Source organism: Prauserella marina (assembly GCF_002240355.1).
GTDB classification, from domain to species: domain Bacteria; phylum Actinomycetota; class Actinomycetes; order Mycobacteriales; family Pseudonocardiaceae; genus Prauserella_A; species Prauserella_A marina.
Map to the genome: position 1 here is coordinate 4,170,410 of NZ_CP016353.1, position 15,877 is coordinate 4,186,286.

General features: G+C 66.5%; 13 protein-coding genes. All 13 read right to left on the reverse strand.

Going from position 1 to position 15,877, the window contains the following annotated elements:
* Positions 1-2 precede the first annotated feature (2 nt).
* The gene (locus BAY61_RS19570; RefSeq protein ID WP_219341108.1) at positions 3-983 is read right to left on the reverse strand and encodes a ketoacyl-ACP synthase III; all 981 of its coding nucleotides are present in this window, start codon (positions 981-983) and stop codon (positions 3-5) included.
* 20 nt (positions 984-1,003) lie between these two features.
* On the reverse strand, positions 1,004-2,005 hold the full coding sequence (locus BAY61_RS19575) for a ketoacyl-ACP synthase III (protein ID WP_091808216.1): 1,002 nt from the start codon (positions 2,003-2,005) through the stop codon (positions 1,004-1,006).
* Positions 2,002-3,618: a CoA-transferase gene (locus BAY61_RS19580; protein ID WP_170140157.1), complete on the reverse strand. Its 1,617-nt coding sequence runs from the start codon at positions 3,616-3,618 to the stop codon at positions 2,002-2,004. Before BAY61_RS19580 ends, BAY61_RS19575 begins: the two co-directional genes overlap by 4 nt.
* Positions 3,615-4,895, reverse strand: coding sequence for a beta-ketoacyl-[acyl-carrier-protein] synthase family protein (locus BAY61_RS19585; RefSeq protein WP_091808212.1), 1,281 nt, complete (start codon positions 4,893-4,895; stop codon positions 3,615-3,617). The genes BAY61_RS19580 and BAY61_RS19585 overlap by 4 nt, the downstream gene beginning before the upstream one ends.
* Positions 4,896-4,917: 22 nt before the next feature.
* The gene (locus BAY61_RS19590) at positions 4,918-5,697 is read right to left on the reverse strand and encodes an enoyl-CoA hydratase/isomerase family protein (RefSeq protein WP_170140156.1); all 780 of its coding nucleotides are present in this window, start codon (positions 5,695-5,697) and stop codon (positions 4,918-4,920) included.
* 88 nt (positions 5,698-5,785) lie between these two features.
* Positions 5,786-6,481: a response regulator gene (locus BAY61_RS19595; RefSeq protein WP_091808209.1), complete on the reverse strand. Its 696-nt coding sequence runs from the start codon at positions 6,479-6,481 to the stop codon at positions 5,786-5,788.
* Positions 6,482-6,829: 348 nt separating this feature from the next.
* Positions 6,830-7,444 (reverse strand): TetR/AcrR family transcriptional regulator, encoded by a 615-nt coding sequence (locus BAY61_RS19600; RefSeq protein WP_091808207.1) that lies wholly within the window; start codon positions 7,442-7,444, stop codon positions 6,830-6,832.
* The gene (locus BAY61_RS19605) at positions 7,441-8,292 is read right to left on the reverse strand and encodes an SDR family oxidoreductase (protein WP_256328127.1); all 852 of its coding nucleotides are present in this window, start codon (positions 8,290-8,292) and stop codon (positions 7,441-7,443) included. The genes BAY61_RS19600 and BAY61_RS19605 overlap by 4 nt, the downstream gene beginning before the upstream one ends.
* A 55-nt stretch (positions 8,293-8,347) precedes the next feature.
* Positions 8,348-9,505, reverse strand: coding sequence for an acyl-CoA dehydrogenase family protein (locus BAY61_RS19610; RefSeq protein ID WP_091808205.1), 1,158 nt, complete (start codon positions 9,503-9,505; stop codon positions 8,348-8,350).
* A complete protein-coding gene (locus BAY61_RS19615) occupies positions 9,505-11,487 on the reverse strand; it encodes an acetyl/propionyl/methylcrotonyl-CoA carboxylase subunit alpha (RefSeq protein ID WP_091808203.1) in 1,983 nt (660 codons plus the stop codon). Before BAY61_RS19615 ends, BAY61_RS19610 begins: the two co-directional genes overlap by 1 nt.
* A 4-nt stretch (positions 11,488-11,491) precedes the next feature.
* Positions 11,492-13,099: an acyl-CoA carboxylase subunit beta gene (locus BAY61_RS19620; RefSeq protein WP_091808201.1), complete on the reverse strand. Its 1,608-nt coding sequence runs from the start codon at positions 13,097-13,099 to the stop codon at positions 11,492-11,494.
* Positions 13,096-14,244, reverse strand: a complete 1,149-nt coding sequence (locus BAY61_RS19625; protein ID WP_091808199.1) for an acyl-CoA dehydrogenase family protein — start codon at positions 14,242-14,244, stop codon at positions 13,096-13,098. The genes BAY61_RS19620 and BAY61_RS19625 overlap by 4 nt, the downstream gene beginning before the upstream one ends.
* Complete coding sequence (locus tag BAY61_RS19630; RefSeq protein WP_245866240.1) at positions 14,241-15,875, reverse strand: acyclic terpene utilization AtuA family protein; 1,635 nt, start codon at positions 15,873-15,875, stop codon at positions 14,241-14,243. The genes BAY61_RS19625 and BAY61_RS19630 overlap by 4 nt, the downstream gene beginning before the upstream one ends.
* Positions 15,876-15,877 lie beyond the last annotated feature (2 nt).

Here is a 15,877-nt window from a genome sequence, read left to right on the forward strand (position 1 = left end):
TTTCAGCACAGCCGGTAGAGCATCGCGCCGTAGTACCAGCCGGCACCGATCGCCGGACTCAGCACAAGATCACCGGGCCGGAACCGGCCCGCCGCCATTTCCTCCGCCAGCACGATCGGAATCGACGCGCTTGAGGTGTTGCCACGCCGGGCGAAATTGACCACGAACTTCTCTTCCGGGACCTCCAGTTCCTGGCGCACTCTGCGGTGCACGACATCGGTACCGGGGTGCGGCACGACCCAGTCGACGTCCGCCATGCTCACCGCGCTGTGTCCCAGCACCTCGGCGCACGCCTCGACCAGGCTCGCCGCCGCGTGATCGGGAAGGCTCTCCTTGCTGCGAACCCAGCCCTTCGGCGGCCGGGCGCTGATCACGTCCGCACGCGATCCGTCACTGTGCAGCACGATGTCGATGAGCCCGTGCTGGTCGGCGCTCTTGGTGAGCACGACCGCGCCCGCGGCGTCGGAGCAGACGAGTTCTCCCCTGCTTCCAGGGCGAACCCGTCGGCTGAACTGCTCCGAACAGACCACCAGCGCGTATCCAGTCTCCGGCGCCGCCCGAAGGTAGGCTGCCGCGGTCTGGACACCGTGCAGAAAGCCCACGCACGCGCCGGCGACATCGAACGCGAACGTCTCCGGGATCCCCAGCAATGCCGCCGTCTGTGGCCCGTGATCGGGGGTGTAAGCCGGTGTGGTCCAGTTGGAGAGCACGATGACATCGAGGTCCGCCGGTTCGATACCAGCGTCCTTGATCGCCTGCCTGCCGGCCTCGGCGGCCATGAAAGGAATCGTCTCGGTGTCGTCACTGCGATGACGAGACCGGACGGACACGTTTCCCAATACCCTGGCGTCGATGTCGTTGCCGGTTTCAGTGGAATCAGCCTCGTTGGCGATCATCTCAGCCGGGTAGTAGAGCCCGAATCCGGTGAGTGCGATACCGGCATCCGCCCAGCGCGGTCCGCGAGTACTCGTTTTCGCCATCATGACAACCTTTCGGCCGGGAATCAGGACAGGGGTGCGCCGTAGTGGAAGATCATCGATCCCCAGCTGAAACCGCGGCCGATGCTCATCGCCAGAATCCGCTGGCCGCGCCGGATCACCCCGCGGTGCACGTACTCCGAAAGACAACCGGGAACGCTGACACTTGAGGTGTTTCCCCTGCGGTCGATGTTGACCAGAACGCGCTCGGGACGCAGGTCCAGCAGCGTTCCCACGTCCTGGATGATGTGAATGTTGCCCTGGTGCGGGATGATCCAGTCGATGTCGTCCAGGCTGCTGCCATTGCGGAGCAGTACTTCGCGGGTGACCTCCTCAAGACAGCGGGGCGCGAGATCACCGACAACTTTTCCTTTCATGATCATCTTGTCGTCGTCGTCGATGTCGAAAGCCTCGTAATGTTCACCATCCGCACGCAGGACGGCACATTCCAACCCGGCGGCACCCGACGTCCGGCGCCAGACCCCAGCGGCGGCCCCTCCCCCGAACAACGTCGCGTTGCGATAGCCGAAATTGAGGATCGGTCGCGGGTCTTCGGCACAGACGACGAGCACCGTTTCCACCCCTGGCTGAGCCAGAAGTCCCTGTGCCACGACACTTCCGTGCAAGAAGCCGGCACAGGCGACTCCGGTGACATCGAACGCGAAGGCGTTGCGGACCCCCAGCCTCGACTGCAACGGAAGCGCGAGATCCATGTACCGATTGCCCGCGGTGGTCGGATTGACTCTCGGCCTCGCCGTGGCACTGGTTCCGACTATGACGTCCACATCGGACGCGTCGAGACCCGCGTCCTTGAGCGCCATCGCGGCGGCACGCTCGGCGAGGTCGACGTGGTGTTCCCCTGGCCTCGCCCAATGCCGGCTTCCCACACCCGTGTGCGCGCGAATCCAAGCGTCGTCGACTCCGAGGCCGGGGTGCTCGGTTTCGAAGAAGTCGTTACCCACCGGCTGGCCGGGAAAATCGTGACCGACACCCGCGAGGACAACATGAGCCGGAGCAGTCGGACTCATCGGTATACCCCTTCCGGATCGAGCTTTCGTAGCGCGGCCAGCTCGTCGTCGGTGACCGGCTTCTCTGGTTCGGGCCTGCTGTCCGGGACCGGCCAGCGCGTCCGCGATCGCATGGTGGCGACCGGATCCGCGTCCGGAGTGTCGTCGGGTGGCAGCCAGGTGTGGAGCCGGAAGCTCTCGCTCGGGTCTTGCCTGCCGAGCCGGCCGTACTGGGTCACCACGGTGCGCACGTTGTCGCCAGGACACGTCGTGAAGCTGACGTTCGGCACGAGCCTTCGTGGAGATGCCGGGGCCACCACGAGAGTCTCAAGGTGGCTCGCGAAATCGTTGGCCCCGCCGGATCCGACGAAATACCCCCCGTCCGCGGTACGGCTGCTGTTGATCCGGCCCTCGGCGTCGATCTCACCCGCCGAAAGGACGGCCAGCGCTTTGCCGCTTCCGCCTGAGACCAGCGCACCGAGAACATCCAGGCTGTCCCCATACGTCCGGCAGCGAGCAACGTGACGCTGCGAGAACAGGAAGACATCACCGGCCGCGGGGCGCATGTCGATCAACCCCAGCTCGGCATGTACCTGGACCCGTTCGCCAACGGCACCCAGACGCTCGGCGGCCAGCCACGCCGCGACGTGGGCGGTGCCGATTCCGGCGAGGATCGTGCCGTAGCCGGTTTCCAGCACACGGTCGACAATCGCGCGAGCCGCGAGAACGATGTGTTTTTCCCGCCAGGACGGGGCCCCCGCGGCGACGACGGATGGCGCGGGTGTGCTGGAGCCACCGGTCTCGCCATCGTGCCGCTCCGGTGCTGCCACGAGCTTGTCGTGAACCCAGGCGGCACGTTCCTCCGCTGTCCGGCAGCTGCGGGCGAGTTCGGCGAGATACTCGTAGTCGTCCTGGTATCCATCGAAGTGACATTCGGGCCATGCGGGCAGTCCCTGTGGATGAGCCCCGAACGCACGCACGGCGATGCCCAGAACGCGGTCAGCCGGGATGGATCTGCCTTCCAGAGGTGGGGTGTCGACGATCTTCTCCACCGTGGCGAGGACACCGTCACGCGCGGCCATCGCGCCCCACCAGCCTTCACCACCAGGCCCGTTCAGGTAGAGGTTCCCCAGCCGGTCCGCGCAGGTCGCGTGAACCAGCGTGATGTCCGGACGTAACGCGGGGACGAGAACGGCCCGCCGCCCGCCGCGCTCCACGAGCGGAAGGTTCCGGTTCAGGTCCGACCCCACCAGAGAAGTGGTAACCGCGAACGGGCTCCCTGTGGCACCGGCGATCAGGCGTTGCAGCAGCGACAGCAGGCTCCACTCCTCGACGGGGAACGGGTCTCCCCCCGGGAGCCCCGAATAGAGCGGGTTCGGCTGGGAGGAGGGATAGGTGTCCCCCGCGAAGCAGGTGATGGCGTGCCGGACGATCCCGGCCATCGTGAGCGCGTGCATGTTTCCGTGGAAAGCATTCGAGCTGATCTCGAAGGTCGCCACGCCCCGGAACACCCGCGCCATGGCGAGTACCAGTGCGTTGGGTCTCGACATCGTCGAGGCGACGTGCACACGCATACCGTCACGAAGGTGCCCCCGGCAGAGGTCTTCCGGTGAGGGGTGAACGACCGGAGTCACGCCGCCTCCAGGGTGACCGCCGAACTCTGACTGCCGATCGCGAAGGACAACGACATCGCCCGTTCCACCCGAGTCGAACGGGCACCGTCCTGTACGTGGTCGTGATCGCATTCGGGGTCGACGTCGACGCAGTTGATCGTGGGAGCGAGCCGTTGATGGCACATCATCTGGACCGTGGCCGCGCAGTTCAACAGGCCGGATGCGCCGAGCAGGTGACCAAACACCGGTTTGATCGACCCCAGTGGCGGCCAGCGATCCACCCGGTCGCCATAGACGAGTCGCATGGCCCGGCTCTCGGCAAGGTCGTTGTAACGGGTAGCGGTCCCGTGCCCGCAGATGTAGTCGATGTCGCCCGGTGCGAACCCTGCCGCGTCGGTTGCCCGCAGGATCATGTCGGCGGTGAACCTCCCGGAAAGATCCATTCTGGTGGCGTGTCCGGCTTCGTTGAGACTCACCGTGGAGCAGACCCGTGCATAGGGTTCCCGCTTCCGCCTGCTGGCGTGTTCCCTTGTCTCCAGCACCATCGCGACGGCACCTTCCCCCAGAGCGAAACCGTCGCGGTTGCGGTCGTAGGGCTTGATCGTCGTTGCCGGATCGCCGTCCGAACGCGACAAGACCCCCGCTGTCGGAGACGAATAGATCTGTAGCATTTCCGGCACGAACGGAGTTTCGTGCCCGACGAGCACCATCACGTCGGCGTTTCCCGTTTCGAGAAGCTGCGACGCGAACCCGATCGCCTGATGCCCACCCACGCAGGCATTGCTCAAGGTCGTCACCGTGCCACGCGCACCTAGCCGAATCGCACTCAACGTGGCCGGACTGCCCGCCAGAGAAGCGAAAACCGCGTGATCGATCTCCACCGGTGGACAGGCGGCGTCCACGGCGCTCCCACTGCTCGTCTGCGACCACCATTCGACCGGTCCGCGCGAACTCGAACCGATCACGCCGGTCCGTTCGGGACACAGTTCACTCTGATAATCGCGCAGACCCGCGTCACTCCAAGCTTGTTCGACCGCGGAGAGCGCCATCAGGATCTCGCGGCTGTATCGCTTCGCGAAGGTGTCCGGCAGATCGGGAATATGTTCCCGATGGTCGAATTCCCAGACGCGACCGCCCGCGCGGCACTGACCTGTCTCCCCCTGGCCGCCCACGATGCCGTCGGGCAAGCGGCTCAGCTGGGAGACGCCTGCTTCCAGCTTCCGCCACACCTCGTCGTTTCCGACCGCGCCAGGCAGGACGAACCCCATCCCGGTGATGACCACGTCTTGGTTCTCCACCTTTGTCTCCTCTGTGTTGGGCTCAACGCCCGGCGAAGCGTGGTTGCCGCCTTTCCCTGAGCGCTCGCAGCCCTTCCTCGCTGTCGGCCACCTCGTTGTGACTGAGCTGGTGATAGCGATCCTGGAGGCGCAGCGCGTAGAGGGCCGACTGTCCTTCGCAGCGCTCTCGCATGTCCTTGAACAAGCCAATTGCCTTCGTCGGCCCGGCCGCGAGCTGCTGAGCGAGCGTGATCGCGGTGTCGGTGACGGACTGGTCGTTGGGCGCGATTCGGTCGAGCAGGCCAATCCTGCTTGCTTCCGCTGCCTCGACCATCCGGCCGGTGAGGAAGATTTCCGTTGCCCTGGCGGGTCCGACGACCCTGCGCAACATCGCGGCGACTCCCACATGCCCGGCATGGATCAGCCCGCACCCCAACCGAGTCCCCGGCCCCCCTACTCGCAGATCGGCCGCGCACGCCAGCTCGACGCCCGGACCGATCGCGGCTCCCCGGACCGCGGCGATCACCGGCTTCGGCGCAAGCAGCAGCTCTTCGCACACCTTCAGATAGAAAGCCTCGCCCGTGTCGGCCGATGCGGGAGCGACACCGACGTCGCCCGCGCGAAACCCTTCTATCGCAGCCAGATCATCACCCGCGCAAAAGGCTTCCCCCGTGCCCCGCAACACGATCGCCCGCACATCGACCGATCGCGCCGCGCCGACGACCGCTTCCAACAGCCGCCGGCCCGAATCGTAGTCGAGACTATTGCGCCGCTGAGGACGATCAAGAGAGATGACGACGACGTCCTTGTCACGATCCTCCACGACTGAAGCAGACATTCGTTCCATTGCCCTTCACCCGATTCGACAGCTCCTCACAAGCAAACCGTCATGTGCGCGCGGCCAGTAGTCCTCAGGAGTACCGAACCATCGGGTGTTCGGGGACTCCGAGTACCGCGTTGTCTTGCGGTACCCTGGCGAACGGGATCACGTTCGCACCGGCTTGCGGCCGAACGGCGGCAAAGAGCGCGCGACGGTTGGGAAACCCGATCTTCCGCAACACCCGGCTGGCGTAGTTCTTCACGGTTTGCACCGCCAAGAACAACTCCTGGGCGATCTCGTCATTCGACCTTCGCTGCAGCATCAGGCCCAGAACCTCCTTCTCGCGGTCCGTCAATCCCGCCCCGGCCACGGACAGCTCCGGGACCGGCTGTTCGACGGAGTTCCCGAGCAGCCACTGCCGGTCCCCGGCGATGGTCCGCCCGACGGCTTCGGTGAACCGCTCAGGAGAAACGGACTTGTGGACGAAGCTGTCCGCCCCGGCGTTCAACACGGCCGCGATGGCCGGAGGAGACGCGTCCGCGCTGAATACCAGCACCCGCGTACGCCATTCTTTCTTGACATGATGGCAAAGTCGCAGACCGGCCGACTGCCCCCGCTCGGCGATGTCGGTGACCACGAGGTCGGCACCCGGCCCGTCAGGTTGCCGCAGGACACTTCGCAGATCCCGGACTTCGGCCACCGAGCAGCCGCTTTCAGTGAGCAGCGCGCGAACAGCGAACCGGATCAACGGCTGTTCATCGACAACGAGCACCTTGCTTACCGTCATGTTTCCCCAATAACAGGTCGAGTTCCGGCAGGCGAATCCTGGTTTGTCCGCACCTCGCCGAACAATCTGACGGCAGCCGACCATGAGAGACGTGTCGAGAAAGCGCGACGATAGTCGCTACCGGCACACCGACAGCGATGCCGGGCAAGTGTCGAAACGGCACGATCACAACTCTGTGATCACGTACGTCCCATGGTTGTCGCGCAATCCTTACGGCGCAACACACAGAACGACAGACGCTGTCCTTCTAACGACAGGGAAGCACGGGTCGCCGCATTCGGTCAGGCGAACAGCCTTCGAGGAACCCCGGTGGAACGCGCCTCCCCCTCGGCAGGTTCCGGATTCGCCTCATCCCCGCGTCGTGACCCGGCCGTTCGCGACGATCGGCTCGAGAATTCTCGCCCACTGGTTGACTATTTGCTCGCGGCGCCGGGTGTCGTCGGTGAGCAGGTTGGCAAGACCGAGTCCTCGCGCGAGGTCCAAAGTGGCCTGAACCGTTTCGCGAACACCCGGCTGGGATTCGTCCGCGCCAAGCAGTTCGACGGCAAGCCGATGCGCTTCCCGGCCGACCCTGGCTTCGAGCGGAACCAGGATGTCCCGCAGCGTCGACTCGGTCGAAGCAGCGACCCACAAATGCAAAGCGGCCCGGAACTTCGGGCCGGTGTACAGGTCGAGCAGCATCGTCGCGACCGGCTCGGCCCTAGAAGGCCCTGACGGCAGGGCCGCGGCGCGAGCGGTGAGTTCGGCGATCTGTTCGTTGGCCAGATAGTCGACCGCGGCGACCACGAGGTCTTCCCTCGTCCGGAAATGGTGCTGCGCCGCACCTCGCGACACACCAGCGCGCTCTGCGACCACGCCGACCGTCGTGCCCTGCCAACCGCGTTCGCCAAGGCACTCGACGGCGGCATCGATGAGCCGTCGCCGAGTCGTCCTGCTGCGTTCTTGCTGTGGTTCGCGATTCAAGCCGGATCAACCCAGAAGTCGAGTTGCAGATCGTCCTCACTGTCACCGATGCGATAGCGGGAAAGGTCGGTAATACCCTCGGCGGCAAGCACTTCGTCGTCGATGAAGAAGTTTCCGCTGGCATCCCCGCTCGGCTTGGTGAGCACGATGTGGGCGGCGTCGGCCATGATCTCGGGGGTCCTGGACTTACTCGCCAGCTGCTGACCGACGACGTTGCGGATCGCGGCGGTGTCGATGGTGGTACGCGGCCAGAGCGAGTTCGCGGCGATACCGTCGGAGCGCAGCTCCGCTGCCAAACCAACGGTGACCAGGCTCATCGCGTACTTCGCCATGCTGTAGGCGAGGTGCCCGCCCTCGAACCACTTGCTCTCCAAACGGATCCGAGGAGAAAGGGTCAGGATGTGCGGGTTGGCGGCGGCACGCAGGTGCGGGATCGCCGTGCGCGACAACAGAAACGTCCCTCGCGCGTTGATGTCCTGCATGAGGTCGTAGCGCTTCATGGGGATCTGCTCTGACGGTGTCAGGTCGATCGCGCTGGCGTTGTTGATCACGATGTCGATGCCGCCGAACTGCTCGGCCGTCCTCGTCACCGCCGCTTCGACGGCGTCGTCGTCGCGCACGTCGCCGACGATGGGCAAAGCCCGGCCACCCGCCTCCTCGATGGCTTTCGCCGCGGTGTAGATCGTTCCCGGAAGTTTCGGGTGCGGCTCGGTGGTCTTGGCGATCAGAGCGACGTTGGCGCCATCGCGGGCGGCGCGGATCGCGATGGCCTCGCCGATGCCACGACTGCCGCCGGACATGATGAGGGTCTTCCCCGCCAGGGTCGGCCCGTTCGTCGCTGTGGTCACCGGTCAGCTCCTTCGCGTTCGATGTCGATGAGACCGAGAGGTTCTCGGTCGGTACTCAGTAGGACTTGGGGAGACCGAGGCTGTGCTGCGCCACGAAGTTGAGCACCATCTCCCTGCTCACCGGCGCGATCCGGCCGACCCGCACGGCGCCCAGGAGCGTGCCGAGGCCGTACTCCGAGGCGAGACCGTTGCCACCATGTACCTGGACAGCTTGGTCGACGGCCCGGATGGCGACCTCCGCACCGGCGTACTTGGCCATGTTGGCCGCCTCGCCCGCACCGAAGTCGTCACCGGAATCGTAGAGAGCGGCTGCTTTCTGGGTCATCAGCTTGGCCAGCTCCAACTCGATCTTCACCTGGGCGAGTGGGTGAGCCAAGCCCTGATGGGACCCGATCGGCGCACCGAAGACGCTGCGGTCCTTGGCATAGGCGACGCCCTTCGCGAGCGCGTACCGGGCGATGCCGACCGAAAACGACGCTCCCATGATGCGTTCGGGGTTCAGCCCCGCGAACAGTTGCGCGATGGCGGCGTCCTCGGCGCCGACCAGCGCGTCGGCAGGAAGCCGGACGTCGTCGAGGAACAACCCGAACTGTTTGTCGGCCGACACCAGATCCATCGGGATCTGCTGGTACTCGAAGCCCGGCGTGTCGGTCGGCACGATGAACAGCACCGGCTTCAGCTTGCCGGTCTTGGCGTCGGCGGTCCGCCCGACGACCAGTACCGCGTCGGCTTCGTCGACACCCGAGATGAACACCTTGCGGCCGTTGAGAATCCAGTCCGCTCCGTCCTTGCGGGCGGTCGTGGTGATGCGATGCGAGTTCGAGCCCGCGTCGGGTTCGGTGATGGCGAAGGCCATCCTGACGCTACCCTCGGCGAAACCGGGCAACCAGTGTCGTTTCTGAGCCTCCGTGCCGAACCTGGCGATCACGGTGGCACAGATGGCCGGTGAGACGACCATGAGCAGCATCGGGGTTCCCGCCGCGCAGAACTCCTCGCACACCGCGGCGAGGTCGCCGATGCCCGCGCCCCCTCCCCCGTACTCCTCCGGGACTGAGACGCCGAGATAGCCGAGGCTTCCCGCCTCGTCCCACAACTCGCTGGTGTGCCCTCCTTCCCGCGCCTTCTCGGTGTAGTACTCGTGGCCGTATTTACCGGCGAGGTCGGCAACCGCCTTGCGCAGCGCCTGCCGTTCCTCGGACTCGACGAAGCTCACTACTGTGCCTCCTGTTCGTCGGGGAACTCGCCGCGCGCGCGTACGACGGCGAGCACGGCGCCCTGTTCCACTTGCCGCCCTGCCTCGACAGGCAGTTCCGTGACGACACCATCGGCGGGGGCGGCTACGCGGTGTTCCATCTTCATGGCTTCCAGCCACAACAACGGCGCGCCCGCCTTCACGGTGTCGCCTTTCGTGACGGCCAGCCGCACGACCGTCCCCGGCATGGGAGCCACCAGGGAGCCGGGGGCGAGTTCGGTACCGGGTTCGGTGAATCGAGGGACCGGGGTCAGTGTCACGGTGCCGAGGGGAGAGTCGACGACGACCAGGCCCGGATACCGGCCCACGGTGAACGTCCTGCGGACGCCGCCGTCGGCGAGCACGACAAGGCCGGGTTCGGCGGAGACCAGCTCGATTCCGGTGAGCTCCTCGACCGTCAGCCCGGCTCGGGTGAACCGGTAACGCACGTCGTGCTCGGTTCCCCGCGCGGTGACGTAGGTCTTGTGCTGCGGCGCTGCCGCGAGGTTGCGCCAGCCGCTCGGAAGCCCGCCGAGCACGCGGGCCTCGCGCCGGTTCGCGGCGGCCTCGGCGAGTGCGGCGGCGAGCCCGCAGAGCCGTTCGGCGTGCGCGTCGGCGAGCGGCGTGGCAAGCACGCCGTGCCGCTCGAAGAACCCCGTGTCGGTGTCCCCCGCGAGGAAAGCCGGGTGCCGCACGACGTTGACCAGCAGGTCCCTGTTGGTCGTCACGCCGTGGAGCTGCGCTCTGGCGAGCGCTCCGGCGAGAGCCCGGGCCGCGGCCGTTCTGCTCGGTGCCCACGAGATCACCTTGGCGAGCATGGGATCGTAGTGCGTGCCGATGACGAATCCGTCGGCGACGCCGCTGTCCACCCGGATCCCCGTCCTGCTCACGGGAACGGCGAATTCGATGTCACACGGTATCCGGAATCGGTGCAAGGTCCCGGTTTGTGGCCGCCATTCGCCGGCTGGGTCCTCGGCGTAAAGCCTGGCCTCGATGGCATGGCCTTCGCGCGGTGGCGGTTCTCCTTGCAGGGCCTCGCCTTCGGCGACCCGGAGTTGCAGGTCGACGAGGTCGAGGCCGGTCGTGCACTCGGTGACGGGGTGTTCCACCTGGAGCCGGGTGTTCATTTCGAGAAAGAAGAACTCGCCGGTTTCGGTGGCGAGGAATTCGACGGTTCCGGCACCGACGTAGTCGATGGCTTTCGCGGCGGTACGGGCAGCCGCGAACAGGTTCTCCCTCATCGTCGTGCCGACAAGTGGCGAAGGCGCCTCTTCGATGACCTTCTGATGCCTGCGCTGGATGGAGCATTCGCGTTCACCGAGTGCCCACACCGTTCCGTGGATGTCGGCCATGATCTGCACCTCGATGTGCCTGCCGTGGTCGACGTAACGTTCACAGAAAACGGTGGGGTCACCGAAAGCCGAAGCAGCCTCGGCGCTGGCGCTGTCGACGGCCGAAGGCAGGTCGGCGAGTTCTCGCACCACCCGCATGCCCCTGCCGCCCCCGCCGGAAGACGCCTTGACCAAGACCGGAAGATCCGATTCCGTGACCTGGCCGGGATCCAGTTCGGGCAGAACGGGAACCCCGGCCTCACCGAGCAGCCGTTTGGATTCCACTTTGGAGCCCATGGTCTCGATCGCCTCCGGAGAAGGACCGATCCAGGTCAAGCCCGCTGCGCCGACGGCACGGGCGAAATCCGCGTTCTCGGACAGGAAACCGTATCCGGGGTGTACGGCGTCGGCACCGGCCTGGCGGGCCGCATCGACGATGAGGTCGGCGCGGAGGTAGGTCTCGCCTGGTGTTTCACCCGGCAGGCGCACGGCCGCGTCGGCGGCGGACACGTGTGGAGAGGCGGCATCGGCGTCGGAATAGACGGCGACGGTGCCGATACCGGCGTCCCGGCAGGACCGGAAGACGCGCAGCGCGATCTCCCCGCGATTGGCGACGAGCACGTTTTCGATCATGGGCTCACATCCGGAAGACGCCGAAGCCGGTGCCGTCGAACCGGGCACCTCGGACAGGATTGGTGTGGATGACGGAAAGACACAGGCCGAGGACGGTCCTGGTGTCCCTTGGGTCGATGACACCGTCGTCGTACAGTCGCCCCGACAGGAACATGGGCAGTGATTCGGCCTCCACCTGTGCTTCGACGGCGGCCTTCATGGCGGCGTCGCCGTCCTCGTCGTAGGTCTGTCCCCTGCTCTCGGCGGCGGCTCGCATCACGATGGACAGCACACCGGCGAGCTGCTGGGGTCCCATGACGGCCGACTTGGCGCTCGGCCACGCGAAAAGGAACCGGGGATCGTAGGCTCTCCCGCACATTCCGTAATGACCCGCACCGTAGGAAGCGCCGATGAGCAGCGAGATGTGCGGGACCTTGCTGTTGGAGACGGCGTTGATCATCATCGCGCCATGTTTGATGATGCCGCCCTGTTCGTAGTCCTTTCCCACCATGTAGCCGGTGGTGTTGTGCAAGAAAAGCAGCGGCGTGTCGGTCTGGTTCGCGAGCTGGATGAACTGCGCGGCCTTGTGTGATTCCTCGCTGAACAGAACACCTTGCGCGTTGGCGAGAACACCGACCGGATATCCGTGGACCCTCGCCCATCCGGTGACGAGGCTGTTGCCGTAGAGCGGTTTGAACTCGTCGAACTCGGAACCGTCGACGACCCTGGCGAGCACGTCACGGGGATCGAACGGCACCTTGAGTCCTTCCGGGACGATGCCGAGAAGCTCCTCTTCGTCGTAGCGGGGCTCGGTGACGGATCCGGGCGCGGGACCGTGCTTGCGCCGGTTGAGGCGGTGCACGATGCGCCTTCCGAGCCGGATGGCGTCCCGTTCGTCGACGGCGAGGTAGTCGGCCAGCCCGGAGGTACGCGCGTGCATCGAGGCGCCACCGAGGGATTCGTCGTCGGATTCCTCGCCGGTTGCCATCTTGACCAGCGGTGGTCCGCCGAGGAACACTTTGGACTGTTCCTCGATCATCACGACGTAGTCGGACATGCCGGGAACGTAGGCTCCGCCGGCCGTCGAGTTGCCGAAGACCAGCGCGATGGTGGGGATACCGGCCGCCGACAATTTGGTCAGGTCACGGAAAAGCCGCCCGCCGGGGATGAAGATCTCCTTCTGGGTCGGCAGGTCGGCGCCGCCGGATTCGACGAGGTTGATGACGGGGAGCCGGTTCTCCATGGCGATGTCGGAAGCACGGAAAACCTTGCGGGTCGTCCACGGGTTGCTGGCTCCGCCACGCACGGTGGGATCGTTGCCGATGATCATGCACTCGACGCCTTCGACGACGCCGATGCCGGTGACGACGCTTGCCCCCACCTGGAAGTCACTGCCCCAGCCGGCGAGCGGGGACAGTTCGAGAAACGGCGCGTCCTCGTCGAGTAGCAGTTCGATGCGTTCTCTCACCAGCAGCTTGCCGCGCTCGCGGTGCCGGTTCACGTACTTCTCCCCGCCACCGGCGAGCGCCTTGGCCTGTTCGGTGTCGAGTTCGGCGAGTTTGCCGAGCATGGCGTCCCGGTAGGCGGCGAACTCCTCACCTTCGGTGTCCAGTGTGGACCGCAGCGTTGTCACGAGGTGTACCCCAATCGTTTCGCGGCCAGACCGGCGAGGATCTCGTTGGTTCCGCCGCCGATGCCGAGAATGCGCATGTCCCGGTAGTGGCGTTCGACCTCGGTCCCGGTCAGGTAACCGAGTCCACCGTGTAACTGGACGGCTTCGTTCGCGACCCACTCGCCCGCTTCGACGGCGGTGTTCTTGGCGAAGCAGGCTTCGGCGACGACCTCGTCCCCCTCGACGTGCCGCTGGGCGATGTGCCGGGTGTAGGTGCGCGCGACGTCGATCTTGCGAGCCATGTCGGTCAGCTTGTGCTGGACGAGCTGCCGGGAGATCAGCGGTCTGCCGAAGGTTTCCCTGAGCCTGCACCATTCGACGGTCAGGTCCAGTGCACGCTGGGCGGTGGCGTATGCCTGCACCGCAAGTGAAAGCCGCTCCGCGACGAACTGGGTCGCGATCTGGGCGAAGCCACTGTTCTCCGCGCCGATCAGGTTCTCAACCGGAACTCGTACATCCACATAGGACAGCTCAGCGGTGTCGGAACAGTGCCAGCCCATTTTGCTCAGTGCGCGGGTGACGGTGAATCCCGGTGTGCCACGCTCGACGACAAGCAGCGAAAGCCCGTGCGCGCCCTGCTCGCCTGTCCGCACGGCGGTGGTGACGAAGTCCGCTCTGCACCCCGACGTGATGAAGGTCTTCGCGCCGTTGACGAGGTAGTGGTCGCCGTCGCGGCGCGCGGTCGTGCGCACGGACGCGACGTCGGACCCACCGTCGGGCTCGGTGATGGCGAGCGCGCCGATGAGCCTGCCTTCGAGAGTGGGCCGCACCCAGGTGGCGAGTTGTTGCTCCACCCCGGCTTCGACCAGGTGCGGTACGGCGATGCCGCAGGTGAACAGCGAGGCGACCAGTCCGCCCGAGCCTCCCGCGTAGTGGATCTCCTCGGTCACGGTGAGCGCGTCGAGGAAGTCCCCGCCGCCCCCTCCGGCCTGTTCGGGGAAGGCCGCGCCGAGCAGTCCCAGCTCCCCTGCCTTGCGGTGCAGTTCGCGAGGCAGTTCGCCGTCGCTTTCCCACTGGGCGAGGTGAGGAAGGATCTCGGTCTCGGTGAACCGCCTTGCCGTCTCCCTGAGCGCGGCGCGTTCCGCGGTGGCGAGCGGGCCGGTCACAGCAGCACCTCCGGGATGTCGATGTGGCGGGCACGCAGCCACTCGCCAACCGCCTTCGCCTGCGGGTCGAATCGTGCTTGCGCGGCAACGCCTTCGCCGAGCAGGCCCTCGACGACGAAGTTGAGGGCGAACAGGTTCGGCAGCATGTGCCGATGCACGGTGAGGCCGTCCGTTTCGGGCAGCAGCCGTCGTAGCTCGCCGACGGTGAGCGTGGTGGCGAGCCAGCGCCATTCGTCAGGCGAGCGCACCCAGACCCCGATGTTGGCGTTGCCGCCTTTGTCTCCGCTACGCGCGCCCGCGATCGTGCCGAGCGCGACCTTGCGGCGCGGCCCATCCGGCAACGCGGGCGGTAGCTCGGGCTCGGGTAGCGGGCTCAGCCGCGTGGTGTCCCTTGCCGGTTCGATGGCCGTCGTGGTGCCGTCGGCGAGTACGGCGACGTGCCCGACCTCGCCCGCGTCGACGTACGCCTCGGTATAGACCCCGTAGGGAGCGGCTTTGCCCGGCGGCGCTGTGACGTGAAAGCCGGGGATGCTGGCAAGCGCCAGCTCGATGGCCGCTCCGCTGAACGCGCGGCCCACTACGTCGGCTTCGGCGTCCTTGACCGCGCAGCGCAGGAACGCGCTCGCGGTTTCCTGGGTGTCGGCGTCGGCGTGGTCGGTGCGGGCGAGCGTCCAGCGCACCTCGGACGGCGGCTTCGCGGCGAGCGCACCGGTGAGCTGTTCGCGGACGAGCCGGGCTTTGTCCTCGATGTCGAGTCCGGTGAGGACGAAGGTCACCTCGTTACGGAAACCACCGAGCGCGTTGCGGCACACTTTCAGCGTGGGTGGTGGCGGTTCACCTCGGACACCGCTGAGCCGCACCCTGTTTTCGCCGTCCTGCTGGAGCTGGATGGTGTCGAACCTGGCTGTGACATCGGGCCCCGCGTACCGGGCGCCGCCGATCTCGTACAGCAGCTGGGCAGTCACGGTGCCGACATCGACGACACCGCCGGTGCCGGGGTGTTTGGTGATGACGCTGGAGCCGTCGGCGCTGATCTCGGCGATCGGGAATCCCGGCGTGCCGATGGCGTGCTCGGTGAAAAACGCGTAGTTGCCGCCGGTGGCCTGCGCGCCACACTCGATGACGTGCCCCGCGGCGACTGCCCCCGCCAGCGCGTCGTAATCGTCGCGGGACCAGCCGAAGTGCGCGGCGGCTGGACCGACGATGACCGAGGCGTCGGTGACCCTGCCGGTGACGACGACGTCGGCGCCCTCGGTGAGGCATTCCGCGATGCCCCACGCGCCGAGGTAGGCGTTCGCGGTGAGCGGGCTGCCGAGCCCCAGTTCGGCTGCCCTCGGCAGCAGGTCGTCGCCCTCGACGTGGGCGACGGTGACGTCGATGCCGAGCCGGTCGGCGAGTTCCCGGATCCGGGCGGCCAGACCGGCCGGGTTGAGTCCGCCCGCGTTGCTGACGATCTTGACGCCGTTGTCCTTCGCCAGTCCCAGTCCCTCTTCCAGCTGGCGCAGGAAGGTTTTCGCGTAGCCGAGCGAGGGATCCTTGAGCCGGTCACGGCCGAGGATGAGCATGGTCAGCTCGGCGAGGTAGTCGCCGGTGAGCACGTCGAGCGGGCCGCCGGTAAGCATGTCGCGCATCG